Source organism: Pseudomonas sp. JV241A (assembly GCF_900275665.1).
Lineage (GTDB): Bacteria > Pseudomonadota > Gammaproteobacteria > Pseudomonadales > Pseudomonadaceae > Aquipseudomonas > Aquipseudomonas wadenswilerensis.
In genome coordinates this window covers 52026-74854 of record NZ_OPYO01000014.1, presented here as the reverse complement: position 1 = coordinate 74854, position 22829 = coordinate 52026, and the positions used below count along the sequence as shown (strand labels likewise).

The 22829-nt window shown below is 64.2% G+C and carries 22 protein-coding genes; 8 read left to right on the top strand and 14 right to left on the bottom strand.

Features of this window, described 5'->3' with window-relative positions:
- Positions 1-20 precede the first annotated feature (20 nt).
- On the bottom strand, positions 21-326 hold the full coding sequence (locus JV241A_RS09400) for a chorismate mutase (RefSeq protein WP_134062143.1): 306 nt from the start codon (positions 324-326) through the stop codon (positions 21-23).
- Between the two features lie 107 nt (positions 327-433).
- On the opposite strand from JV241A_RS09400, the gene JV241A_RS09395 reads away from it, so the two are divergent.
- On the top strand, positions 434-1063 hold the full coding sequence (locus JV241A_RS09395; protein ID WP_115087069.1) for a DUF3885 domain-containing protein: 630 nt from the start codon (positions 434-436) through the stop codon (positions 1061-1063).
- 1 nt (position 1064) lies between these two features.
- On the opposite strand, the gene JV241A_RS09390 is transcribed toward JV241A_RS09395, so the two are convergent.
- Both JV241A_RS09390 and JV241A_RS09385 read right to left on the bottom strand, forming a co-directional pair.
- On the bottom strand, positions 1065-2222 hold the full coding sequence (locus JV241A_RS09390; protein ID WP_134062141.1) for a hypothetical protein: 1158 nt from the start codon (positions 2220-2222) through the stop codon (positions 1065-1067).
- 66 nt (positions 2223-2288) lie between these two features.
- Complete coding sequence (locus JV241A_RS09385) at positions 2289-3314, bottom strand: DUF1176 domain-containing protein (protein ID WP_134062139.1); 1026 nt, start codon at positions 3312-3314, stop codon at positions 2289-2291.
- Positions 3315-3455: 141 nt separating this feature from the next.
- On the opposite strand from JV241A_RS09385, the gene JV241A_RS27435 reads away from it, so the two are divergent.
- A complete protein-coding gene (locus JV241A_RS27435) occupies positions 3456-3629 on the top strand; it encodes a hypothetical protein (protein ID WP_166675674.1) in 174 nt (57 codons plus the stop codon).
- A 73-nt stretch (positions 3630-3702) separates the two neighbouring features.
- On the opposite strand, the gene JV241A_RS09380 is transcribed toward JV241A_RS27435, so the two are convergent.
- Positions 3703-3921 (bottom strand): hypothetical protein, encoded by a 219-nt coding sequence (locus tag JV241A_RS09380; RefSeq protein ID WP_115087066.1) that lies wholly within the window; start codon positions 3919-3921, stop codon positions 3703-3705.
- Between the two features lie 285 nt (positions 3922-4206).
- Between JV241A_RS09380 and JV241A_RS09375 the strand changes: the two genes are divergently transcribed.
- From JV241A_RS09375 to JV241A_RS09365, 3 genes are read left to right on the top strand one after another with little or no spacing between them, the layout of a single operon-like run.
- Positions 4207-5460, top strand: coding sequence for an HlyD family efflux transporter periplasmic adaptor subunit (locus JV241A_RS09375; protein WP_166675673.1), 1254 nt, complete (start codon positions 4207-4209; stop codon positions 5458-5460).
- Positions 5457-7640 carry a peptidase domain-containing ABC transporter gene (locus tag JV241A_RS09370; RefSeq protein WP_134062137.1) on the top strand — a complete coding sequence of 728 codons (2184 nt, stop codon included), beginning with the start codon at positions 5457-5459 and terminating at the stop codon, positions 7638-7640. Before JV241A_RS09375 ends, JV241A_RS09370 begins: the two co-directional genes overlap by 4 nt.
- A complete protein-coding gene (locus JV241A_RS09365; protein WP_134062134.1) occupies positions 7637-9001 on the top strand; it encodes a TolC family protein in 1365 nt (454 codons plus the stop codon). Before JV241A_RS09370 ends, JV241A_RS09365 begins: the two co-directional genes overlap by 4 nt.
- Positions 9002-9009: 8 nt before the next feature.
- On the opposite strand, the gene JV241A_RS09360 is transcribed toward JV241A_RS09365, so the two are convergent.
- Positions 9010-9360 carry a hypothetical protein gene (locus JV241A_RS09360; protein WP_134062132.1) on the bottom strand — a complete coding sequence of 117 codons (351 nt, stop codon included), beginning with the start codon at positions 9358-9360 and terminating at the stop codon, positions 9010-9012.
- A 78-nt stretch (positions 9361-9438) separates the two neighbouring features.
- On the opposite strand from JV241A_RS09360, the gene JV241A_RS09355 reads away from it, so the two are divergent.
- Complete coding sequence (locus tag JV241A_RS09355) at positions 9439-9918, top strand: VOC family protein (RefSeq protein ID WP_134062130.1); 480 nt, start codon at positions 9439-9441, stop codon at positions 9916-9918.
- Positions 9919-10055: 137 nt separating this feature from the next.
- Here the strand turns inward: JV241A_RS09355 and JV241A_RS09350 are convergent, their stop codons facing one another.
- Both JV241A_RS09350 and JV241A_RS09345 read right to left on the bottom strand, forming a co-directional pair.
- The gene (locus tag JV241A_RS09350) at positions 10056-12473 is read right to left on the bottom strand and encodes a TonB-dependent receptor (protein WP_134062128.1); all 2418 of its coding nucleotides are present in this window, start codon (positions 12471-12473) and stop codon (positions 10056-10058) included.
- A gap of 112 nt (positions 12474-12585) precedes the next feature.
- Positions 12586-13713, bottom strand: a complete 1128-nt coding sequence (locus tag JV241A_RS09345; protein WP_134062126.1) for an alkene reductase — start codon at positions 13711-13713, stop codon at positions 12586-12588.
- A 140-nt stretch (positions 13714-13853) separates the two neighbouring features.
- On the opposite strand from JV241A_RS09345, the gene JV241A_RS09340 reads away from it, so the two are divergent.
- On the top strand, positions 13854-14783 hold the full coding sequence (locus JV241A_RS09340; protein WP_010225615.1) for a LysR family transcriptional regulator: 930 nt from the start codon (positions 13854-13856) through the stop codon (positions 14781-14783).
- Position 14784: 1 nt separating this feature from the next.
- Here the strand turns inward: JV241A_RS09340 and JV241A_RS09335 are convergent, their stop codons facing one another.
- Entirely contained in the window at positions 14785-15813 is a 1029-nt protein-coding gene (locus JV241A_RS09335; protein ID WP_134062124.1) for a DUF1176 domain-containing protein, read from the bottom strand.
- Between the two features lie 95 nt (positions 15814-15908).
- Between JV241A_RS09335 and JV241A_RS09330 the strand changes: the two genes are divergently transcribed.
- Positions 15909-16412: a GNAT family N-acetyltransferase gene (locus JV241A_RS09330; RefSeq protein WP_134062122.1), complete on the top strand. Its 504-nt coding sequence runs from the start codon at positions 15909-15911 to the stop codon at positions 16410-16412.
- Here the strand turns inward: JV241A_RS09330 and JV241A_RS09325 are convergent.
- The 6 genes from JV241A_RS09325 to JV241A_RS09300 form a co-directional block, all read right to left on the bottom strand.
- A complete protein-coding gene (locus JV241A_RS09325; RefSeq protein ID WP_134062120.1) occupies positions 16409-16801 on the bottom strand; it encodes a GFA family protein in 393 nt (130 codons plus the stop codon). The genes JV241A_RS09330 and JV241A_RS09325 overlap by 4 nt on opposite strands.
- 37 nt (positions 16802-16838) lie before the next feature.
- Positions 16839-17240, bottom strand: a complete 402-nt coding sequence (locus JV241A_RS09320) for a hypothetical protein (protein ID WP_115087056.1) — start codon at positions 17238-17240, stop codon at positions 16839-16841.
- Entirely contained in the window at positions 17237-18289 is a 1053-nt protein-coding gene (locus JV241A_RS09315; protein ID WP_115087055.1) for a hypothetical protein, read from the bottom strand. The genes JV241A_RS09320 and JV241A_RS09315 overlap by 4 nt, the downstream gene beginning before the upstream one ends.
- Positions 18290-18505: 216 nt before the next feature.
- Positions 18506-19570, bottom strand: coding sequence for a lipocalin-like domain-containing protein (locus JV241A_RS09310; RefSeq protein ID WP_115087054.1), 1065 nt, complete (start codon positions 19568-19570; stop codon positions 18506-18508).
- Positions 19560-22013: an ABC transporter permease gene (locus JV241A_RS09305; RefSeq protein WP_134062118.1), complete on the bottom strand. Its 2454-nt coding sequence runs from the start codon at positions 22011-22013 to the stop codon at positions 19560-19562. Before JV241A_RS09305 ends, JV241A_RS09310 begins: the two co-directional genes overlap by 11 nt.
- Positions 22013-22678 carry an ABC transporter ATP-binding protein gene (locus JV241A_RS09300; protein ID WP_134062116.1) on the bottom strand — a complete coding sequence of 222 codons (666 nt, stop codon included), beginning with the start codon at positions 22676-22678 and terminating at the stop codon, positions 22013-22015. Before JV241A_RS09300 ends, JV241A_RS09305 begins: the two co-directional genes overlap by 1 nt.
- Between the last annotated feature and the right edge of the window lie 151 nt (positions 22679-22829).

The window sequence follows — 22829 nt, the reverse complement described above, 5'->3', positions numbered from 1 at the left end:
GGGCTTGCCCCGCGATCGTCCTAAGGTGCTGGCTGCCCTGGCAACGCCGCATGCGCCTTTAGCTCTTCCTCGATGAAGGCCGCGATCATCGCCCGATAAACCCGCTCGACCACGTCACCGGGCGCGCCAGATTCCGTGGCCAGGGCGCGCACTTTGGTGATCACCTGCTCGACCCGCGCCGGGGCGCGGACGTCGTCGCGGGTTTTCTTGAACGCCGCCGCCTGGTTGACCAGGTTGCCGCGCCGGGCGAGCAGGGCGACCAGTTCGCGGTCGATGCGATCAATGTGCTCGCGAACTTCTTCAATCGATGTGCAGCGTACGTCCATGTGAACCCCTTCCCGTTGACAGCGTGGCAGTGGCCGGCTGATTTCCAGTAGTATGCCTGAACGGACTCTGGCCCCTGAAGTGTGGGGCCGACAGCCAGGAAGGTATCGTGACTCTACAACTGCAAATCCAGCACATTTTCAGCGGCCTGGCCTTCGCCAGGCCGCTTTTCTATACCTACCCGCAAGGCCTGCGCTTCGAGCTGGCCGAAGGCGGTAGCGACATCGAACGGTTTCTGCTGGCGGTCAGCAAGGCAACCACGGTGTGCCGCGACCTGTTTGCCGGCGAGCAATCGATGGTGGTGTGCCTGCGCGTGCACTCCAACGGTAACGGTTTTGCCCATCGCGACGTGTTGCGCGACCTGCGTGCCGCCGGTATTCGCATCCCCGCCCAGCGCTCGCTGTGGAGCCAGCGGCTGGACCCGGACGACTGGTTCGAAGAGCACCAGCCCGAGTACTGGCTGCACCTCGCCTTCGAGGCGCCACTGTCGCTGCTGCAACCGGTGCTCTGGTGCGCATTGGCCGATAATCCGGGGACCATTCGCCCGAGCCCTTGCTGCGGTGTCTACCTGTTCAACCTCAACCAGCGGCTGATGGCCTTGCCCTATGACGATCGGGGCATGGATGTGGTGGGCCCCAACCACGACGTGCTCTCGCTGTTGTACCGCCAGCACCAGCCGTGGCTGCTGGACTACGACCGCGAGCGCATGGACGCGACTTTCGCCACCGTCCTGCATTGACTCACTGCAGCGACTCGATTTTCCAGCGCCAGGTGCCCAGCGGGTTGTCTTCTCGGGTACGGACGAACACGCCATAGTCGCTCAGGTAGCTGTAGCCTTCGACCCAACGGTTGCCGCGTGGGCTCTGCCAGGTGCAGGTCAACGGCTTGGCGCTGCCCTGCAGGGCCGGGTGCAAGGTGCTGGCCGGTCGCGCCTTGCCGACCTGGCAGTGGGTGGTGCGGGTAATGCTCGCGGTTTGCCCGGCATAGCTGATGGTGTAGCTCAGTTGCGCATGGGCGGGCAGGGTTTGCCAGGCGCCGGTGAATGACAGCGCGGTCAAGCTGTCGCTGGCGTCCTGTTCCTGCCCGGTCATGATGTCGATACCGCGTGCGGCCAGATCGAACAGGCCGCGAAAGCTCAGTTGCAGCTGTTGCGCTATCGTCGGGTCCACGGCCTGTAGCAACAACTGGCCGGAGCGAATGTCGTTGCTGAGGAACACCTGGCGCGGCCTGTCGACGGTAGCGTTCCCGTCGGTCAGCTTCGCCTCGTAGCGATAGTCCAGCCTGTGCAGGGGCAGGCGTGGCGCCGGCAGCTCCAGGGCGGCGATGGCCGCAAGCACTTCAGGCCTGGCCCTGGGCGGCAGGAACGGCGGCGGCAACGGCGTACGGGCTTTGAGCGGCGCAAGCTTGGCAAGCTCGGCCGGCGGTTGGCAGGCGGCGTTGAACAACTGCTGATAGTACAGCGGGGCCTGCCGGTAGAACGCGCTGAAGGGCTGCGACTTGAGCCGGGTGCTGTCTACGCGGTTGTCGTTGTCGAGGAAGAACTGGCTTTGCCGGCTGATGAGCTGGCGCTCGCAATAAAACGCCAGGTGCTCGCGGCTGTGCAGGGCCATCACCGCGTGGCCGTATTGCATCGGATAGCGGTGGCGCTGGATGCCGGTCCAGGCGTAGGTAATGCCGCCCTCATGCTGCAGGCTGTTTAGGTCGATCAGCAGCCAGTCCTGATCCGCGTCCAGGTTCAGGGCTCGCCAGTCGGGGGCCTGACGCTGGTGCATGGGCAGGTGGCCGTCGCCTGTCGGCTCGGTCTCGCCACCTGCTGGGATGAGACTGCAAGCGGCCAGCGTGAACACACCGAGGCCCGCAGCAAGCGGCTTGAGGACGAAGCGGGCGAAGGCATCCATGCGCATGAGCTCTAGGGTCAAAGCGCGGAGTGTACCGAATGCCTGCGCCAAGCTGTATGCCTGGCGCTATCCCTCGGTACGCCAGATCTGTGGCCAATGGGCGGTATCGACACTGTCGCACCAGCTCATCCGGCTGAATGCCTTGAGCTGCATCACCGCGCCGTCATAGCGCCAGGTTGCATTGGCGCCGCAGTAGCGCCCTCCCGGCTGCAACTGGGTCAGCTCGCCGCGGGCCGGGTCGAACTTGAAAAAGCCATACATCTCGCCGCCCAGTACATCATGTTTGGGGACCGAGATGTGCAGCGCGGTGGGTTGATAGGGCGCTGTTCGCAAGGCGCGGTAGTAGCTGTACATGCAGCCCTGGGTCCCACAGCCGTAACGCAGGCCTACCAGCACATGGGTCGCGTCCAGCGGCGAGACCTCGGCTTCGGCTTGCCAGTTGTCATGCTCGGGTTCGCTCCACTCAAGCCGGGTGATGGCAATGACTGCGTCAGCGATGGCTTGTTGCTCGGCGTCGCTCAAGCCTGGCGCCGGGGTGAAGGGGGCAAGCATGGGCGTCGGCGGTGCTGGCGGCAGTTGACTGTCTGGCCGCGTGCCGGGGTTTACAAAGGCGCTGGGGTGACCGATGCGTCCTTGCACTGAGTCGATAAACAGCAATGAGGCACTCAGGCCCTGCAACGATACCGGGTGCTGGCCGTTGGTAGTGTCCAAGGTCAGGGTCTGGCCGTTGCGCAGTTGGCGCAGCAACCTAACGGCGACGTCACCTTTTGCGTGATAACGCATCTGCCCCTGCGAGCCTGGCCGAAACCCTGCTGGCGCCGGGCCGCCGTCGACCAGCAGCCTGGCGCCCAGGTCGACACTGGCGTCGGTGAACAGGGTCAAGGCGGTGGCACCTTCGGCCCCGGCTTCGCGCACAAGCTCAAGGCCCGCGCCCTGGTCGACGCTACGTGAAACGGCGGTACAGCGCAGGGTGTTGTCGCAGCCCACGACCCATTCCTTGAACTGCTTGAGCACCGGCTCCGGTTCGGGCGCGGCCAGGGTCAGGGCGGGCAGGAGCATCAAGGGCAGCCAGTTCCATCTTGCGTCAACCATTGGGTTTCAATCCTGCGGGGTAAGCGAACGTGCGTTTTGGCCGCGCATCATCGCAGAAGCCTGGCCAACTTCAAGCCGTTGCCGATGAGAACTCCGAGGCTGGCGTACTATCCAACGGGTATGACACGGGAGGTAACTGCAATGAACAGCCATGACCGCGACAAGCCCGCCAACGAGACGGACAAGCCTGCTGAAGACAACGACCCTGCCAACCGGCCGATCACCCCGACCACCCATCGTACCCAGGCAGACGCCGCCGAAGAGCTCAGCCGCAAGATCGCCGAGATTGAACGCAAGGTGGCTGATGGCAATTAACTATCATCCTTGTATATAGAACGAAGGGCCGCAATGGCCCTTCGCTTACTTCAAACTCATATAATCGCTGAGTTTATTTGCACATGGTGTAACTGCCCTGATGGGCGCCGCCTTTGTACAAGTCAAAGCGGTAACCGGCGCCAGCGCCGAAGTTGTAGGAACCACCGGTCAGTGTCCAGGAGCCTGCGCTGACGGAAAATCCGCCGCTTACCTGGTCTACTTCCTGATCGTCCAGCACCCGCAGGGCGGCTGGCGTGGCGGTGGTCATGTCGATGTTTTGGGCATGGGTCATGAGATAGTTACCTCGTTGATACAGTGGGTTCGTCCTAGGTTGATCCCCCCCAGGAGAGGGCCTGGGCGCAACGTATTACTCATTTTAAAAATGAGAGGCCGATCACAGTTTTAATTACAGTTGTTCGCTGTTTCGATCCCCGGACAAGTTAGTGATGCCCCGGATCAAAGTGCAATAGTACAAGTGTGCTAGTGCCTGCGGATTAAACCGCCGTTATGCTGCTACGGACTCAGCTGAATGGTCTGTTCAGTGTTATTAACGTTATCCGCCGGGTCATGGATTGGCATGTTATTCAGGAGCGAAGCCGTGCATGCACGGCGTGACAAGGAGTTGGGCAGTGTGCTGCTGGTGGCGCCCGTGCCCCTGCGCTGGGCGGCACTTGCTGCGCTGCTGTTCAGCGTGTTGTTGATTGTGTTTCTGGCCTGCGCCACCTATACCCGCCGCGCCACCGTGACCGGCGTGCTGGTGCCCCAGGGTGGCCTGATCAAGGTATTTGCGCCACAGCCGGGAGTTGTCCAAGACCTTGCCGCAGCCGAGGGGCAGACCGTTGCCGCGGGCGCTACGCTGATGGCGCTGGGCAGTGACCTGTACGCCGAGGCCGGTGGTGCGCACGTCGCCATCAGCCGCTTGATCAAGCGCCGTAACGACAGCCTGACAGACGAAATCGCTACCACCCGCGCGCTGCACCTGCAGGAGCTGGAGGGCAAGCGCCGACGCCTGGCGGTGCTGGAAAGCGAGCAGCAGAAAATCGTCACGCAAATGGACATCAGCCGCCAGCGCCTGGGGCTGGCCCAGGGTATTGCCGCGCGCTATGCCGACCTGCAACGTCAGGACTATGTGTCCCGCGACCAGTTGCAGGAAAAGCAGGATGCCGTGCTGGAAGTGCGCCTGCGTAGCGAGGAACTGAGCCGTTCGTTGTTGTCGTTGCGTAACGATATCGCGACCTTGCGCGCCGAACTTGCCGAGTTGCCGTTCAACCAGGGCAAGCAACTGGCCGAGCTTGAGCGGCGCTTGTCGGAGAGCCAGGGCAGCCTGCTGGAAAGCGAAGTCAAACGCCAGGTGGTGATTACCGCGCCGGCCAGTGGTGAGGTGACGGCCGTTGGCGTGGTCAATGGCACCCGCGCCGACAGCAACCGGCCGTTGCTGAGCATCGTGCCCACGGATGCCCAGCTGTATGCCGAACTCTATGTGCCCAGCCGTGCGGCGGGCTTCGTACGTGCCGGCGATGCGGTGCTGCTGCGCTATCAGGCCTATCCCTACCAGCACTTCGGCCTGGCCCGCGGCACGGTAGCGTCGGTGTCACGCAGCGCGCTGCCGGCCGATGAAATCATGAGCGTGGGCGGCGTCTCCGAGCAGCAGCGCGAGCTGGGCCCGATGTACCGGGTCAGGGTCACCCTCGAACAACAAGACATGCGCGGGCGCGGGCTGAACGAGCGCTTGCGTTCGGGCATGCAACTGGACGCAGACATCCTGCAGGAAAACATGCCCCTCTACGAGTGGCTGCTTGAACCCCTGCGCGGCATAGGGAAACGCCTTTGAACATTCGCCAACCGCTGGCTTTCGGCATCGGCCGCAAGCTGCCCATGGTGCTCCAGGCCGAAGCCGCCGAGTGCGGCCAGGCCTGTCTGGCGATGATCGCCGGCTTCCACGGCCAGCGCCACGACCTGTTCTCGCTGCGCCAGAAACTGTCGCCGTCGATGAAGGGCGCAACCCTCAAGCAGTTGATGGCCATGGCCAGCCAGTTGGGCCTGGCCAGCCGGCCGTTGCGTCTGGAGTTGCAAGCGCTGGGGCAATTGCGCTTGCCCTGTGTGCTGCACTGGAACTTCAACCACTTCGTGGTGCTCAAGGAGGTCGGCCCGCGCGGGGTGACCCTGCACGATCCGGGGCGCGGCGTTTGCCAACTGTCGTTCGATGAAGTCTCGGCAGCCTTCACCGGCGTGGCCCTGGAGTTGTGGCCACAGAGCGATTTCCAGCCGGGGCCGGCCAACCCGCCGCTGCGGTTGCGTCAGTTGCTGGGCCGGGTGCAAGGCTTTGGCGGGGTACTGAGCCATGTGCTGTTGCTGGCGGCGGCGCTGGAGCTGTGCATGGTGCTCAGCCCGTTTTTTTTGCAAACGGTGATCGACAAGGTGCTGGTCAGCGCCGACCTGGACCTGCTGGCGGTGCTGGCGATCGGCTTCGGCCTGTTGCTGGTAATGCAGCAAACCCTGGCGCTGGGCCGTTCCTGGGCATTGATGTACCTGGGCACCATGCTCAGCGCGCAATGGCAGATCAACGTCTTCAGCCACCTGGTGCGCTTACCCGTGGCCTTCTTCGAGCGCCGCCACCTGGGCGATATCGTCTCGCGCTTTGGCTCGTTGAAATCGATCCAGCACACCCTGACCACCTCGTTTGTCGAAGCCCTGCTCGACGGCCTGATGACCCTGGTGACCCTCGGCCTGATGTTCGCCTACAGCCCGCCGTTGGCACTGATCGCGCTGCTGGCCATGGTTGTCTATGCGCTGGCCCGCTGGGCCTGGTTCGGCCCGTTGCGCCGCGCCAGCGAAGAGCAACTGGTGCATGCCGCCCGGCAGCAGAGCTACTTTCTGGAAAGCATGCGCGGGGTGCGCACCATCAAGTTGTTCGGCCATCAGGAGCAACGCGCCAGCGCCTGGGGCAGCCTGTTGGTCGAGGAAATCAACGCCGGTTTGCGCCCGCAAAAGCTGGAGCTGGCCTACCGTGCCTTCAATGGCCTGCTGTTCGGCCTGGTGACCGTGCTGGTGATCTGGCTCGGCGCCAGGCTGGTGCTCGATGGCCAGTTCAGCGCCGGCATGCTGATTGCCTTCAACGCCTACAAGGAGCAGTTCAACAGCCGTGTGGCCGGGCTGATCGACAAGCTGGTGGATGTGCTGATGCTGCGCCTGCATGGCGAGCGCCTGGCCGATATCCTCCTGCAGGTGCCCGAGCCCAGGCAGTCCCCGTCCGTTGACGACAATGACGCCGTCGACAGCGTGCCGAGCCTGGAAGTGCGCCAGCTCAAGTTCCGTTATTCCGAGCACGAGCCCTATGTGCTCGATGACGTGTCGGTGCGTATCGAAGCCGGGGACTCGCTGGCGATTGTCGGCCCTTCGGGTGGCGGCAAGACCACCTTGCTCAACGTCATGCTCGGCATTCTGGCCCCCAGCAGCGGCAGCGTGCTGCTCGACGGTGTTGCCATCGATAGCCATAACCTGGAGCGGCTGCGACGGGTCAGCGCCACGGTGCTGCAGGATGACGTGCTGTTTGCCGGCTCGATTGCCGACAACATCAGTTTTTTCAGCGCCGAGGCCGACCCGCGCTGGGTCGAGCAGTGCGCGCGCATGGCGGCGGTGCATGACGACATCGCGCAGATGCCCATGGCCTACAACACCCTGGTGGGCGACATGGGCACGGTGCTGTCGGGTGGGCAGAAGCAACGCATCCTGCTGGCCCGGGCGCTGTACCGGCGGCCCAAGCTGCTGTTTCTCGACGAGGCCACCAGCCACCTCGACATCGCCAGGGAGGCGGCGGTCAACCATGCCCTGCAAGCGCTGAACATCACCCGCATCATTGTCGCCCATCGCCCCGATACCATTCGCTCGGCACGCCGGGTGCTGGCGCTGGACAACGGCCGAGTGGTCTATGACGGGCCGCTGATCGAGGCGGATGAGCAGGCGCCAGCCGAGCCAGGTGAAGTTGCCCGTGGTGCGGCGTCTTCGTCATGAACCACCACCTGCTGAGGTTGTGTCTGGCTGCCTTGCTGGCAGTCTGGAGGGTCGCGCCGGGCATGGCCGCCGAACCCCTCGATGCCTGCCCGGGCAGGTTAAGCCCGGCAGAGCCGCTGGCGTTGTCCAGTGCCGTGGCCATCGCCCTGTGCGCCGATCCTGAAGTGCGTGAAGCCTGGCTGTCGCAACTGAGCAGCCAGGCCAGCCTCGATGCCGAGTACTCGGCCTACTGGCCGACCGTGCAAGCCCAGGCCAGCAGCGGACGAGCAAGCCGCAAGACGCGCTTTGACAACTTTCCCGAAGCCGACTCGACCTTGAACACCCGCACCAACAGCTATGGCCTGAATCTGAGCTGGGTGCTGTATGACTTTGGCCTGCGGGCGGCGAAAGTCGAGGGCGCCCGCCAGTTGTTGAACGCTGCCAGCAGCAGTCGCGTGGAGAAAATCCAGGCCACGGTGCTCGACACCAGCAAAGCCTTCTACCAGGTCCAGGCCAACGCCGCGTTGCTCGAGGCCAAGCGCAGCGCCGAATCCCTGGCGGCCAACAGCCTCAAGGCGGCCACGGCCAAGTACCAGGCCGGGGCCGGCGAGCAGACCGATCGCCTGCAAGCCCAGGCCACCCATGACCAGGCGCAGCTTGAACGGGTGCTGGCCGAGGGTGAGTACGCTGCGGCCCAGGGCGCCCTGGCCAGTGCCCTCGGGCTGTCACCCTCGGCACCGCTGACGCTCAGCGCCATGAACGAGCCGGCGGGGCAGGAGGGCGAGTTCATGGCCAGTGTCGATGCCCTGATGGCGCAGGCCAAGGCCCAGCATCCGGCCATCGAAAAGGCCCGCGCGGATTGGTTCGCCACGCGCGCCAAGGCGGATGAAGCGCGTGCCGAAGGGCGCCCGAAGGTGTCGCTGTTCAGCAGCTACCAGCAGGAGGACACGCCGATCGACCAGGTGTCGACGCGTCAGCAGATCGAGACCTGGAGCGTGGGTGTACAGATCACCGTGCCGATCTTCGACGGCTTCCTCAGCCGTCGTCGTGCCCGCGCCGCCGACTACGAAGCCGGCGCCCGCGAGCAGGCGCTGGAGCAGACCGAACGCAGCGTCGCTCTCAACGTCTGGAAAAGCCGCCAGGCCCTGGATGCGCGCACCCGCGCCCTGGCGCTCAGCCGCAGCTTCGTCGCCAGTGCCGGGCAATCCCATCAGGTCGCGTTGGGGCGCTACAAGGCCGGGGTGGGCAGCATTATCGAACTGCTCAGGGCGCAGAATGAACTGGCCATCGCCGAGCAGCGGCGAGTGGAGTCGCTGGTCAACTGGTACACCGCCAGGTTGCAACTGGCGGCGGACCTGGGGCGGTTGAATGGCGCGTTATGAACCCATCGCTAGCAGTAACGCCCTTGGGCCGCATCCAGCGCATTGAGCAAGTGCTCTTCGGCGATTGTGTATTGCTCCAGATCGTCTGCAGGCAGCGCCTCCGGCGCCTGGCCCTCGTCGCTTTCAACCAGCAGCAGGGGCAGCTGCTTTTGCCGGAAGAAGGCGAGGATGTCGCGAATGTCCTGATCGCGCTGGACATGATCATTGCCATAGAGTTCGGCGCTGAAGAAAAAGCCCTGGGTGCCGCTGGCCAGCAGTTGGCGTGCGCCGCTGATCGACATCTTCAAGCGTTGATGCAGAAATTTGGCGATTTCCAGGTCACTGCAGGGTGAGGCGCAGGCAATGCTGATTCGGCTCATGCTGTAAAAATCCTCACGTATGTCCACTGTCTTCCTGACTAGACTCAACCTGCCATTCACCAACCGTGGAGAACCAGGATGAGCCATAAAACAACCCTCTGCCTCTGGTACGACGGCACCGCGCTGGAGGCTGCGACCTTTTACGCCAAGACCTTCCCCGACAGCAAGGTCGGTGCGGTGCACCGGGCGCCGGGCGACTTTCCCTCAGGCAAGGAGGGGGATGTGCTGACCGTGGAGTTTACCGTGTTGGGCATCCCCTGCGTGGGGTTGAACGGCGGGCCGATGTTCCAGCATAACGAGGCGTTCTCGTTCCAGGTCGCGACTGAAGACCAGGCCGAAACTGATCGCTTGTGGAATGCCATTGTCGGCAACGGCGGCCAGGAAAGCGCCTGCGGCTGGTGCAAGGACAAGTGGGGGCTGTCGTGGCAGATCTCGCCACGGGTGCTGGTCGAGGCGGTGACCAGCCCAGACCGCGCCGCGGCCAAGCGCGCCTTCGAGGCGATGATGGGGATGCGCAAGATTGATATTGCGGTGATTGAGGCGGCGGTCAGGGGTTGAACTGTGGGAGCTGGCTTGCCAGCGATCGAGCGCGCAGCGGTCGTAGTCCGGTCAGCACTTGATGTATTGACTGGACCGGCCTCATCGCTGGCAAGCCAGCTCCCACAGGGATCCTGTTGCAGCTAACCGCTGTGCCCTTAAAAACCCAGGGTCGCTGACACCAGGTAGGTCCGCGGCGTCGACAGGGTCAACCCCGCTTCGCTGTCATCCGAGGCACCCGCCGAAGCCCAGTAGCGGTCGTCCAGCACGTTCTCGACACTGGCGCGCAGGGTGATGTCCTTGTCATCGACCTTGAAGGCATAGCGCGCACCGAGGTCGTAGCGCTCCCAGCCGTCGATCTGCTTGCTGTTGGCCTGGTCCAGGTATTGCGAGCTGGAATGCAGGCCACGAGCCGTCAGGGTCAGGCCGGCGAGGGCAGGCACGTCATACTCGGCGCCCAGGCTGACGTTGTACTCCGGTGTTGCCGGGGCGCGGTTGCCGTCGAAGCTGCCGCCGACGGTGTCGGTCAGTTCGCTGTCGATGTACATCACCCCACCCAGCAAGCGAAAGCCCTTGAGCGGCTCGCCAAACACGTTGAGCTCGACGCCCTTGTTCTCGCGCTTGCCGTTGGGCCCGAACACCCGGGTAGTGGCGTTGGTCTCGTAGGCCGGCTGCTTGATGCGAAAGGCGCTGGCGGTCAGGGCGAAGCTGCCCAGGTCATACTTGGCGCCGACTTCCACCTGGCGGCTGATGAACGGCGCAAAGATCTGGTCTTCGTTGATCGAAGTCGACGGGGCGATCTTGCCCTGGCTCAGGCCTTCCATGTAGTTGGCATACAGCGAGAGCTGGTCGGTGAGTTTGAACAGGATGCCGCCCGAGGGCGAGAGCTTCTCTTCATCATAGGCAGTGTCGCCCTTGATGCCGTCGCTCCAGTCATCGACCTGGACCCGCTGCCAGCGCGCGCCCAGGGTCAGCAACAGGCGCTGGTCGAAAAAGCCCAAGGTGTCGGACAACGCCACGCCGCTGAAGCGGTTCTCGGTATAGACCTTGGGGTCCGAGCGCAGCAGGGTGCCGGGGGTGGGGGTAGGGCGCGGGTTGTAGAGGTTGCTCGGGCCGGCCGCATAACGCCCACCGCCGTTCTCGAAGTCCATGTAGAAATAGTTGGCCGCCAGGTTGACCTCGTGGCTCACCGGGCCGGTTTCGAACCAGTTGCGCAGGCCGGCGGTGGCGGTGCGCACGTTTTCGTCGCGGGTGAAGTCGCGCGGCTGGACGCTGAAGTCGCCGGCATCGTTGGAGACCGGCACGTTATGGCGGAGGAAGTCGTGGTTGCTCTTGCGCGCGCCGACCGCGCCGTAGGCCATCAGCGAGTCGTTGATGTCGTATTCGGCGTTCACTGTGCCGAAGGTATCGTTGGTGCGCGCCTTGCTCCAGGCCTGGGCGTAGTTGCGCCGCACCTCCTCGGCATCCGGCACCTTGGCATTGGCGCCAACGATCACCCGCTCCTGGGGCGCATCGGTGTTGCGCTCGGTATGGCCGATATCGGTGGACAGGCGCAGCCGCTCGCCACGAAAGTCCAGGCCGAGCACGGCCATCTCGCGGTCGACGCTCTGCTGGTCCCACTCGGTGTCGCCAGCTTGCTTGACGCCATTGAAGCGCAGGCCGAACTTGCCGTCCTCACCAAAGCGCCGGCCGATGTCCACGGCGCCGCCGAGCTGGCTGTCTGAGGCGTAGCTGCCGGTGAGCTCGGTGATCGGTTTGTCGCTGGCGCGCTTGGGCACCACGTTGATGCCGCCGCCGACGCTGCCGCGTGGCGAGATGCCGTTGATCAGTTGGCTGGGGCCTTTGATGATGTCGACGCGGTCGGCCATTTCCATGTCGATGGAATAGGTCGGCAGGATGCCATACAGGCCGTTGTAGGCCACATCGCTGTTGAACAGGCTGAAGCCGCGAATGGTGAATTGCTCGAAGCGCCCACCGGCGGGGTTGGTGGCGCGCACCGACGGGTCGCTGGCGATCAGGTCGCCGAGGGTCCGCGCCTGCTGGCCCTTGATCGCCTCGCTGGTATAGGTGGTCATGCTGAAGGGCGTTTCCATGAAGTCCCGCGAGCCCAGCAAACCTTGCGAACCACGGCGGGCGACCTGGCCACCGGCATAGCGCTGGCCATCGTCGTCAGCACCGTTATGGGCCCCGAGGATGCTGGTCGGGGCGATTTCCACGGCGTCGCCACTTTGCGGGGCAGGCACCAGGGTGTAGGCGCCCGCAGCCAACGGTTGCAGTTGCAGGCCAGAGCCCTGCAGCAGCCGGGCAAAACCTTCATCCACACTGAAACTGCCATTCAGACCGGCACTGCGCCGGCCATTGACCAGGCCCGGGTCCACCGACAGGCTGACCCCGGCCTGGGCGGCGAAACGGGTCAGCGCCGCGCCCAGTTCGCCAGCCGGTACCTGGTAGCTGCGGGTGGCGCTGTCGGCCAGCGCCGCTAGCGGGGCCAACGACGCCAGGCCGAGCATCAGGCACAGGGTAGGGGACGAAAACGAAGACGCCAGGCGCGTTCGGTGGCGTGTCAGTGCGGGCATTGTTGCGCTCTCTTTTAGGTTCACATGCCCTTGATGACAAGCGAGCGAACAAAAGGGGACAGAGGTTTGCGCAAATAATGCCACGCATGACGAGGGCGGGTCTGATCGCGGTTCAGGCCGGGACGTACGGGGCGTAGTCCAGGTAACCCTTGGCGCCGCCACCGTAGTAGGTGTCGCGATCCGGCGCGGTCAACGGCCAGCCGTTTTTCAGACGGGCAACCAGGTCGGGGTTGGCGATGAACGGCTGGCCAAAGCCCGCCAGGTCGATCAAGCCTGCGTCCACCAGGTCCTGGGCACGCTCCAGGGTCATGTCCCCGGCCAGGATCAGCGCGGTCTGGCCCAGTTGCGCCTTGCACTGCGCCAGCAGCTCACGCAGTGCCTGCTCCTGGGCCACCGCGCCTTCGCTGGCGAGGAAGAAGTGGGTCTGGTCCATCACATGCACATAGGCGATGCCGCGTTGACCCATGCCGGCGCAGAGGGCCGAGTAGGTCTCGTCGATTTGCGCGTAGATCGGCATGTCGAACAGCTGGCCGTACGGCGAGATGCGGATGCCGACCTTGTCGGCGCCGATGCGCCTGACGACGGCATCGACCACTTCAAAAACGAAGCGCAGGCGGTTTTCCAGGGTGTCTGCGGCGTAACGGTCGCTGCGGTCGTTGACCAGCGGGTTGAGGAACTGCTCGATCAAGTAACCGTTGGCGCCGTGGATTTCCACGCCGTCGAAGCCTGCGGCAATGGCGTTGGCGGCGGCCTGGGCGAAGTCTTCGACTACCCGGCCGACTTCTTCAGTGCTCAGCGGGCGCGGTGTCGAAGTCGGGACAAAGCCGGGCTCGCCGCTGTCGGTGTAGCCGAAGGCAATCGCGCCCTGGGCGACCTTGCTGGTGGCGCTGACCGGGGCCTGGCCATCGCGCTGGATCGAGGTGTGCGACACCCGGCCGACATGCCACAGCTGGGCAAAGATCTTGCCGCCGACGCTGTGCACCGAGTCGGTCACCAGCTTCCAGCCCTGGACTTGCTGCTCGGTGAAAATGCCCGGATTGAACAGGTAACCCTGGCCTTCGCGGGAAATTGGCGTGCCTTCGGAGACGATCAAACCGGCGGTGCCGCGTTGGGTGTAATGCAGGGCAATCTGTTCGGTGGCGATGTCTTCGGGGGCGCGTGAGCGAGTCATCGGCGCCATGACGAAACGGTTGCTCAGTTGCAGCGAGCCGAGGTCATAAGGGGCAAACAGGTCATTCATGAGTGGGGCCTCTCGGTGGGATGGCGCCATCCTAGGATCTTGCGAAAACAGCCACAATCAAGGCAAATTGCAAAACACTATTGCTGCTACAGCAATTTATGCCCCTATACTGGGCGGATTTCCCGTCGCAGGAGCCGCCCATGCACCTCAAAGCCCACCGCTTCTTCGCCATGGTGGCGGTAACCGGCAGCTTCTCCGCCACCGCCCGGCACTTTCAGGTGCCGGCCTCATCGGTGTCGCGCTTCATCGCCGCGCTCGAGCGCGAGGTCGGGCAGCAGTTGCTGTACCGCAACACCCGTGCGGTCAAGCTGACTGACGCCGGCGAGCGCTATTACCTGCAGATTCGCGAAGTGCTGGAGCTGCTGGATGCCGCCGACGAATCGATCAGCGGCAAGACCGGCGACATTCGCGGCCTGGTGCGGATCAACGCGCCGGTGGCCTTCGCCCATTTGCACATCGTCCGGCTGCTCAATGGCTTGCATGAGCAGTACCCGGAGCTGACCGTTGAACTGACGGCCACCGATGCCTATATCGACCCGGTGCAGGAGGGCGCCGACATCACCTTCCGCGTCGGCCACCTGGAGGATTCTGGATTGATCGGGCGGCAGATCTGCACCCAGCGGTATGTGCTGTGCGCAAGCCCCGATTACCTGCACAGATATGGCCAGCCGACGTCCGCGCAGGACCTGCGCCAGCACTGCTGCCTGGTCTACAAAGGCACCGGCGGGGCGCAGCGCTGGCACTTGCGCCGCCCGGGCAGCGATACCGTTGAAGTGGTCGACGTGCACGGGCCGCTGCGCAGCAACAATGCCCAGGTGCTGGTCGAGGCGGCCCTGGCCGGGCGGGGTATCGTGTTCTTTCCGTCCTGGCTGTTCAGCAAGCACAGCTTTACCAGCAAGGCCCTGGTGCAACTGTTGCCCGACTGGGAAGGCGCCGTGGAGGCGACGCCGAGCCAGATCCACCTGCTGTCACCGGAAAACCGCCTGCGCTCGCAGAAGGTGCGGCGGGTGTGGGACTACTTTCTCGACGCCATCGGCACGCCGCCGTACTGGGATGACCTGGGCGCTTGAGTCAACCCTTGGCGCGCCAGGTCACCGGCCAATAGTCCTCGTTGATGCTGTCGCAGCGCCACATGGTCCGGCGGTCCTTGAGCTGCATGGCCGTACCGTCGTATTGCCAGATCGAGCTATCGCCGCAGTCCTTGCCCATCTCGCGGAAAATCTTCAACTGGCCGCTGACCGGGTTGAAGCTGATCTGCCCGTACAGTTCAGGGGCAACATCAGCCTCGGGGGCCGCTTTGAGCTCAAGCGGCGTCGCCTGGTAAGGCGCCGTGCGCGAGACGCGGTAGAGGCTGTGGTTGCAGCCGTCCTCGGCGCAGCCGTAACGCAGGCGCACCAGGGCGTGGGTCGGGTCCAGAGAGTAAACCTCGGCCTGGGCCTGCCAGTTTTGATGAGGCGCGGCGCTCAACTCGTCTTTGCTCAGGGCAATCATGTAGTCGCCGATGGCCTGTTGCTCGGCCTCGCTCAAGGCCGGCGCCAGGGTGAAGCGTGGCAGCTTGGGAATGGCTGGGGCCGGCGGCACCCGGCTGTCCGGCTGGTAGCCGGGGCGCACGAAGGCACTGGGGTGGCCGATGCGGCCTTGCACCGAATCCATCAGCAACAAGGCGGCACTCAAGCCCTGCAGCGATACCCGGCGTTCGCCAAAGTTGCTGTTGGAACTCAGGGTGTCGCTGTTGCGCAGCTCGCGCAGCTTCTCAACGGCGGCGTCGTTTTCCAGGTAATAGTACTCACGGCCCTTCGAGCCGTATTTCCAGGGTTCGGTGGGGCGGCCATCGAGGTGAAATTCGTAACGCAGGGCGACGTCGTCGTAGCTGATCGCGCTGAGCCGGGTGCTGCCCTTGGCACCGGCTTCGCGAACGATGTACAGGCCCATCCCCGGATTGTCGGTGCTGCCCGATACGGCGGTGCAGCGGCGGGTGTTGTCGCAGGCCACGCGCCAGTCCTGGAACACCCGGGTCAGTGGCACCGGTTCCGGTGTTGCGGCCTGGGTCAGGGCGGGTAACAGGGTAAGGGCCAGCCAGGTCCATCTTGCTGAAAACATCGTGGGTTGATCCTGCGGTGTCGATGAAGGGCGGCATGATCGCACCTTGGTGGTAGTCTGGCAGCTGTTTAGGGGCAATCAGCGCAGGAAGCCTTGTGATCTCCATCCGTCCCGTTTTACCCCATGAATGGCCAACCTACCGCGACCTGCGCCTGCAGGCATTGCAGGATTCGCCGGATGCGTTTGGCAGCACCTTCGCAGCAGAGTCGCAACGAACCGATGAAAACTGGGCGGCGCGGATTGCGGCGGTCCATGCCAGCGGCAACGACCGGGCGTTTTTCGCGGTTAATGGCGACGTGGTATGCGGGCTGGTCTGGTGCAAATTGTCCGCCGCCGAGCCGGGTGTGGCTGACATCTATCAGATGTGGGTCGACCCGGCTGCGCGCGGCCTGGGCGCTGGCGGTGCCTTGCTCAAGGCGGCATTGGACTGGGCTACCAGCGTTGCGGTGCGCCGGGTTGGCCTGGGCGTGACCCTCGCCGATAGCCCGGCGATGCGCTTGTACCAGGCCCATGGCTTTCAGCCGGTTGGCGCGCCGGAGCCACTGCGCGAGGGTTCCAGCCTGATGTCGCAGGGGATGCAGCGACAGCTGAGCGCTTAATCCTCGAAGCGCCCTGAAGGGTCGCGATCCCGTTCATAGTGGCTGCTGAGCGGGAAGGGCGGCAGCCAGGACTCGCGGCGCAGGGTCCAGCTTTCGTAGGTGGGCGTGAGCAGGTCCGGGGCATCCAGCGAGCCGAGGTTCACTTCGACTTCATCGCCTGAGCGGGCGAACACCGACGAGCCGCAACGGGGGCAAAAATAGCGCCCGGCGTAGTCACGGGTTTCGCCTTCGATGCTGAGCGCATCCTCGGGGAAGATCGCCGAAGCATGAAAAAGCGCGCCGTGGTGTTTGCGGCAGTCCAGGCAGTGACAAAGGCCGACCCGATAGGGACGTCCCGAGGCTGCAAATCGCACGTTGCCGCACAGGCAACCGCCGGTGAAGTGGTCCATGGTGCGTCTCCTGTTGTGTGTTCGTGGCTCTCACGGGCTATGGTTCGCAGATCTTGTACAACCCGACACTCATGATCATCAACACGAACCCAATAGCGATCAGCCTGCCGGAAACAAGCAAGCGACGCCGGAGCCGCCGGGGGAAGTTGCGCACTTGCACTGCGTCGAGCTGGCCTTGGCGTATATGTTTTTGTGGGTAGGCCAGTAAGCCACTGATCACTCCGACAAGCACCCAACGCGCCACTAGGCTTGATGTCCCCCAAACGCGAATCTGCTGCTCCAGCCAGGTACTGCTTTGCAGCGCTGAAAGCGACCTCGCAAAATCTCGGCCATTTGCGATGCACGCGCTTATCAAGACCCCAGTCAGCATGATGATCCACGGGCCAAGGATCAGCACCATCTGTAATCCCAGAGGCCAGGAACGAGGGTCAATACTCATAAGCCTGTCCAGTTGTAGAATAGTTCTCCAGCAAGATCACCAGATGTGTTGCCAATCATGCTTCCCACATAAGTGCCCATGCCTACCAGGACTATGCCGCAAACGGCGCCGCCGTGCGGTCCGATGCCTACGCACACCGAAGCGGCGGCCCGGCCGCCTGCGTATGCTCCAGCCAGCCCGCCTCCAAGCCCGCCGGTGAAGCTGCCGGTCTCGGTAAAGCGGATTTTCCTGCATTCTTCTGTCGCTCCAGCGCGACATGCTGCCTGCACGTTTAACCAGGATGCCGTGCCACCCAGCCCAACTCCGACGTAACCACCATATTTGAGATACTTCGCCGTCTTTGCCACCTGTTCCAGATGCGTAGCATAGCCAGGAATCTGTCCAGCTCCACCGGCGCGGCTCCAGTGGTGCACCAGGCTTCGGGTCGAAATTCCCAGGCTCTTGCGCAAGCGCTCGTGGTCTCCAAGATTGAGTTGCTTGTTGAGAAAAATGCTCTTCAATTGCGCATCAAGCTGCTGGAAGAGCGCGCGTCGGGCATTGAAGAATGCCGAGCTGTTCAGCCTGCCACTACGACCGAATTCACGCTGGTGCAACTGTTCGATACTGCGCAAAGTACCGTCAACCTGTCTTAAGCCCTTCTCCAGCATATCTTTGCCGATGCCCATCGACAGACTTGCTGTGCCCAGCATACCGGCGATTTCGGGCAGGTTGCGCATCATGAAGTCTGCTTCCTGGGAAGTGAGCGTGGCCAGGCTTTCGCGTACCTGGGTTGCTGAATTCATCAGTTTGGCTTCTTCGCGAGTACAGGCACTTTCGATGTTCGGGTCACCAATGACGAAGATTTCGCCTGCCTTGAAGCCGCTGGCAAAGGTCGGGTTGAGCCGCTGTAGCCGGGCGATCAATTGCGGTCCATGTGCCGTAGTCAGCGAAGCCACTACCTGACCGCCAGTCATGCTGCGCGGTACGATGTAGAAGCCGGGCTCCAGCGATTCGGAGGTAGAAATTATCGAGGGAGCAGGGGAAGTAGTTGAAGGTGGCATCCTTGTCATGCGCAGGTTCCTTGGGCAATGAGGGCCGGAACCTAGCACCGACGCCCACGGTGTAACGTACCGCCGGGCGGAATCGGAAACGTCCCACAGTAAAAGCCGAGTCGCTTAAGCAGGCGTACGAGAATGCCTGGTCAAGAACCCAGTGGGAGCGGGCTTGCCCCGCGATGCGATGTGGCTGACACAATGCTGTTGCGGGGCAAGCCCGCTCCTGCAAAGTCAGTAGCCGGTCATCTCCAGGTAGCCCTTGCCGCTCACACTTCCATTAAAGCGCACCGGCCCCTCCCAGTACGGAAAGCGCGTAGACATCCATGCGTTCGGCTCCAGTGCATCGACCTGCACATCCACGTCATGCGCCGGCACCTGCACGCGCCAGCGGGTAGGCACCTCGCGGCCGTTTTCCTGCTTGCTCCAGGCCAGCTCCTGCAGCTGGATCTGCTCACCCTGCAGCGCCTGGGCGCTACCCTCGGCACTGATCCAGGTACCTGCGCGGTAAGGTGTGCCTTGGGTCTCGCGCACGCGAAACAGCATCAGTTTGGCGCCGCTGTCCAGGTGCAGGGAAAACCAGTCCCAACCCGACTGCCCGGCCGCCAGGGGCTGGCTGCTCCACTCGCGGTCGAGCCAGGCGTTGCCGGTGACCGTCAGGCGTTGGCCGTCGCGTTCCACCTCGCCGCTGACCTGGTAGAACGGTTGGCTGTAATAGTACGACGCCTGGCCTTTGCCGGATTTTTCGCTGTAGCCCCGGGCGCCATGCAGCACCAGCGGGCCGGGGCTGACCAGGTTCAGGCGGTAGGCAAAGCCCTTGCCGCTTGCGGTCATCTGCAAGTGGCTGATGTCGTCGCTGCCTTGCAGTGACCAATCGTTGATCCAGGCCCGGAATGGCTGGGCTTCGACCCCCGCCTGGCCTATACCGCCCCGAGCCAGGCTTTCGCTGACCTGATGGCCGCCGGGGCCGGTCAGTGCCGCATGGCCCATCCACAGGTTCGGGCTGTCCCAGTCGCTAGTTTCCGGGCCCGCTCGCAGGGCCGAGCGGAACAGCGTCCACTGCGCGCCCCAGTCACGCCCCTGGCGATCCCTGAGGTTGGCGGTGACGTACCACCACTCGATGCGAAAGCCATTGTGGGCAGCGTGGTCGAGGGGGAACACCAGCGGATGATTGCGCGTCACCTGCTTGAAGGCCGCAGCGTCCTGACCCAACCCGGCAAAACTTTTGGGCACTGGCGCAGGCGGGTCACATCCGCCCAGCAGCAACAGGCCGATCAACACGCAGACGTTAAACTTCATCGGCAAATTGCCTCAACAGCTCGCTGGGCTGGCGTCGCGCCAGTTGCCACAGCGGCCAGGCGCTGGCCAGCAGGCTGGTCAACAGGCCGAGCACCGCCAGCTGCAGCAGTTGCGCGGCAAATACATGCAGCGGCAGGCGCCAGCCGAAGGCCTGGACATTCACCACCGCCACCAGGCACCAGGCCAGCAACAGCCCCAGGGGGATTGCCAACAGCACGGTCAGGCTGCTCAGCATCAGGGTCTGTCCCAGCGACAACCACACCAGTTGCGTTCGCCGCACGCCCAACGCCCAGAGCGGTGCCAACTGGCCCAGGCGGCTCTGGCTCAAGGTCAGCAGGCTGATGAACAAGGCGATGCCCGCCACCCCCAGGGTCAGGCTGTTGAGCGCCGTGGTGGCGGCGAAGGTGCGGCTGAAGATCTCGCTGGACCAGCGCTTCAAGGTGGCTTGCTCGACCACGCGGCTGTCGTCCAGGGCGAAGCGTTGTTGCAAGTCGGCCCTCAGCGCCGCAACGCGATCGGGCGCAAGGTTCAGGCTAATATTGCTCAGCTTCGCCTGCGCCAGGTGCCCGCGCAGCCAGTCGGCATTGACCAGCAGGTGGCCCTTGGGGTTGCCATAGTCGGCATAGAGGCCTACGACGGTCATGGCTTGATTGGCTAACTGTAGTTTGTCGCCCAGGTGCAAGTTCAGGCGCCGGGCCAGTTGTTCACTGAGCATAACTGCCCGCCCGCTGGCCAGTTGCGCCCAGGCCTGCGGGCTTTGTTCCAGCAATGGCCAGCGCGCGGGGTAGGCGGGGTGATCGATGATGCCCTGGACCTGCACCGGCCACTGTTGCAAGCGTATTTCTGCACGCCAGCTGGGCAACAGTGTAGTGACGGCCGGTTGCCGGGCGAGCCAGTCGCTGATTTGCAGGGCTTGTGTCGTGTCCTGCGGGGTGAGGTAAAGATCGGCTGAAAGGCGCTGGTCGAGCCAACCGCTGAAGGTCTTGCGAAAACCCTCGGTCATGCTGCCCACGCCGACGCTGGCGGCCAAGGCCAACAACAGCGCCATCAACGCCAGGCTCAGCGCGGGAAGCTGCTGGCGGCTGTCGGCGATAAACCATTCCTTCAGCGGGCCGTGGCACACACGTGCCAGCCAGGCCAGTGTGCCGTCGAGCAGGGCGGGCAGCAGCAACGCTGCCGCCAACAACAGCGCCGCAAGCAGGATCAAGGCGCTGGTCAGGCTGTTGCCCCATTGCCAGCAACCCAGCGCAACCACCAGCAAAAATGCCGCTACCAGTGCCTGACGGTGCAACCAGGGCCCTTGAGCCAGGCGCCAGGCCTGCGGCTGGGCCAGGGCCAGCAGCGGCAAACGGGCGGCGCGCAGCACGCTGCTGGCGCCGGCCAGCAAGGCGCCAAGCACGCTCACCACGATCCCTGCCAGCCACCACCAGGCCGGCAGGCTCAGTTGCCCGGCAACCTGCGCGCCGTACAGGCCACGCAAGCTGGCGGCGACATCGGGCAGCAACAAGGCGGCGAGCCCATACCCGCTGGCGACCCCGGCCAGGCCGCCGAGTACGGCGAAAACGCCTAGCTCCAGCGCCAGGCCGAGCAACAGGGTTTTCAGGCTGATGCCGCAGGCGCGCAGGTTGCGAATCAGGCCACGGCGCTGTTCGAGGGCCAGGCCGATGGCGGCGTGGGCAATGAATAGCCCGACGACGAAGGCCAGCAGGCCGAGGGCGGTGAGGTTGAGGTGAAAGCTGTCGGTCAGGCGCTGCAGGTCGCCGTCGTCGCTGGGCGCTTGCAGGGTCAGGCGCTCGGCGATCTCTGCCGGCAAGGGCCTGGCCTCATCGCTCGACAGTAATCGCGACAGTTGCCCCGAAGCGTGCAGCAACGCTTGTGCATGGCCGATATCCACGACAATCACGCCCGGTGCCAACTGTGGCTGCACAACCAACGGCGGCAATCTCTGGCCGTCACTGCTGGTCGCTTGCCCGGCAGCATCCACAGCCAGTTGCCGCAGGGTATCGGGGCCAATCCAGGCTTGCCCGGGCGTGCCAATGAATGCCTGCAAGTCGAACCCTTGCAACGGGGTGCCGGCGACGGTCATTGCCGGTGGCAGGCTCAGCGGCTCGATACCGATTAAGCGTACCGTCAGCGGCTGCTCCCCGGCAAAGCGCAAGCGGCCTTCCAGCACCGGCGATACCTGCCAACCAAGCTTGCGCAGTTGCAGATACAGCGATTGCTCGAAGCGTTCACCGCTGCGGGCCACCAGCTGCGCTTGCGCGGGGCCGGTCAACACCGCGCTGGCGCGGGCGTAGTCGGCCCGGGCCTGACTGTTGAGCGCCTGTACCCCGGTCCATAGCGCGGTGGCCAGCCACAAGCCGGTAAAGATGCTGAAAAACTGCAAGCGATGGCGCCGCCAGTGGCTGAGCAGCGCCTGCAAGGCAATCAGCAGCGGGCTCATCAGCGCGCCTCGACCTGCACACGCCCGGCGCGCAGGACGCAGCGCTGCTCAAGACGCGCAGCCAGGCGCGGGCTGTGGGTCACCATCAGCAGGCTGCTGCCGGCCTCGCCGACCAGCTGCAGCATCAGCGCCAGCACTTCATCGCTGGTGGCCTCGTCGAGGCTGCCGGTGGGTTCGTCGGCCAGCACCAGCGCCGGGCGGGCGGCCAGCGCCCGGCCAATGGCGACCCGCTGCTGCTGGCCGCCGGACAACTGCTCCGGGTAACGCGGCAACAGGCTGGCGAGGCCCAGGCGGGTTGTCAGGTAATCCAGCCACTGGCGGTCAAGCCGCGCCGCCAGCCTGGCCTGAAAGGCAAGATTGGCCGCCACGTCGAGGCTGCTGATCAGGTTGTACTGCTGGAACACCAGGCCGATGCCTTGCCGGCGCCAGCGTGACAAGGCTGACTCCGAATGACCGTCGAGGGCCTGGCCATCGATCAGGATGCGCCCGCGGTCGGCGCGATCGAGGCCGGCGACCAGGTGCAGCAGGGTGCTTTTGCCGCTGCCGGACTCGCCCATCAACGCCAGGCTGCCGCCCTGGGCCAACTGCAAGTCGACGCCCTGCAAAACCGCTAGCGGGCCTTGGGCGGTGCTGAAGGACTTGTGCAGTTGTTCGATGACCAGCATTGGCTGGGGGTTCCTTGCGAAGGCCCATCTGGTGCGGGGCTGCGGTTGTTGCGCAGATCCGCCACCCACAGTTTAGCTTTCGCCGCCGATCCGGGGCGGCCAAGGATCGACAGTACGAGCGCTTGGATCCCTCGCTATTGCCATAGTAGCA

What these genes read in the sequence shown, in the direction of transcription:
- JV241A_RS27435 (WP_166675674.1), top strand. Translation starts at nt 3,456, where the DNA reads ATGAACAGCCATGACCGCGACAAGCCCGCCAACGAGACGGACAAGCCT.
- JV241A_RS09385 (WP_134062139.1), bottom strand. Translation starts at nt 3,314, where the DNA reads ATGGTTGACGCAAGATGGAACTGGCTGCCCTTGATGCTCCTGCCCGCC.
- JV241A_RS09375 (WP_166675673.1), top strand. Translation starts at nt 4,207, where the DNA reads ATGTTATTCAGGAGCGAAGCCGTGCATGCACGGCGTGACAAGGAGTTG.
- JV241A_RS09325 (WP_134062120.1), bottom strand. Translation starts at nt 16,801, where the DNA reads ATGGACCACTTCACCGGCGGTTGCCTGTGCGGCAACGTGCGATTTGCA.
- JV241A_RS09360 (WP_134062132.1), bottom strand. Translation starts at nt 9,360, where the DNA reads ATGAGCCGAATCAGCATTGCCTGCGCCTCACCCTGCAGTGACCTGGAA.
- JV241A_RS09335 (WP_134062124.1), bottom strand. Translation starts at nt 15,813, where the DNA reads ATGTTTTCAGCAAGATGGACCTGGCTGGCCCTTACCCTGTTACCCGCC.
- JV241A_RS09315 (WP_115087055.1), bottom strand. Translation starts at nt 18,289, where the DNA reads ATGACAAGGATGCCACCTTCAACTACTTCCCCTGCTCCCTCGATAATT.
- JV241A_RS09365 (WP_134062134.1), top strand. Translation starts at nt 7,637, where the DNA reads ATGAACCACCACCTGCTGAGGTTGTGTCTGGCTGCCTTGCTGGCAGTC.
- JV241A_RS09320 (WP_115087056.1), bottom strand. Translation starts at nt 17,240, where the DNA reads ATGAGTATTGACCCTCGTTCCTGGCCTCTGGGATTACAGATGGTGCTG.
- JV241A_RS09310 (WP_115087054.1), bottom strand. Translation starts at nt 19,570, where the DNA reads ATGAAGTTTAACGTCTGCGTGTTGATCGGCCTGTTGCTGCTGGGCGGA.
- JV241A_RS09305 (WP_134062118.1), bottom strand. Translation starts at nt 22,013, where the DNA reads ATGAGCCCGCTGCTGATTGCCTTGCAGGCGCTGCTCAGCCACTGGCGG.
- JV241A_RS09400 (WP_134062143.1), bottom strand. Translation starts at nt 326, where the DNA reads ATGGACGTACGCTGCACATCGATTGAAGAAGTTCGCGAGCACATTGAT.
- JV241A_RS09345 (WP_134062126.1), bottom strand. Translation starts at nt 13,713, where the DNA reads ATGAATGACCTGTTTGCCCCTTATGACCTCGGCTCGCTGCAACTGAGC.
- JV241A_RS09350 (WP_134062128.1), bottom strand. Translation starts at nt 12,473, where the DNA reads ATGCCCGCACTGACACGCCACCGAACGCGCCTGGCGTCTTCGTTTTCG.
- JV241A_RS09340 (WP_010225615.1), top strand. Translation starts at nt 13,854, where the DNA reads ATGCACCTCAAAGCCCACCGCTTCTTCGCCATGGTGGCGGTAACCGGC.
- JV241A_RS09300 (WP_134062116.1), bottom strand. Translation starts at nt 22,678, where the DNA reads ATGCTGGTCATCGAACAACTGCACAAGTCCTTCAGCACCGCCCAAGGC.
- JV241A_RS09355 (WP_134062130.1), top strand. Translation starts at nt 9,439, where the DNA reads ATGAGCCATAAAACAACCCTCTGCCTCTGGTACGACGGCACCGCGCTG.
- JV241A_RS09380 (WP_115087066.1), bottom strand. Translation starts at nt 3,921, where the DNA reads ATGACCCATGCCCAAAACATCGACATGACCACCGCCACGCCAGCCGCC.
- JV241A_RS09390 (WP_134062141.1), bottom strand. Translation starts at nt 2,222, where the DNA reads ATGGATGCCTTCGCCCGCTTCGTCCTCAAGCCGCTTGCTGCGGGCCTC.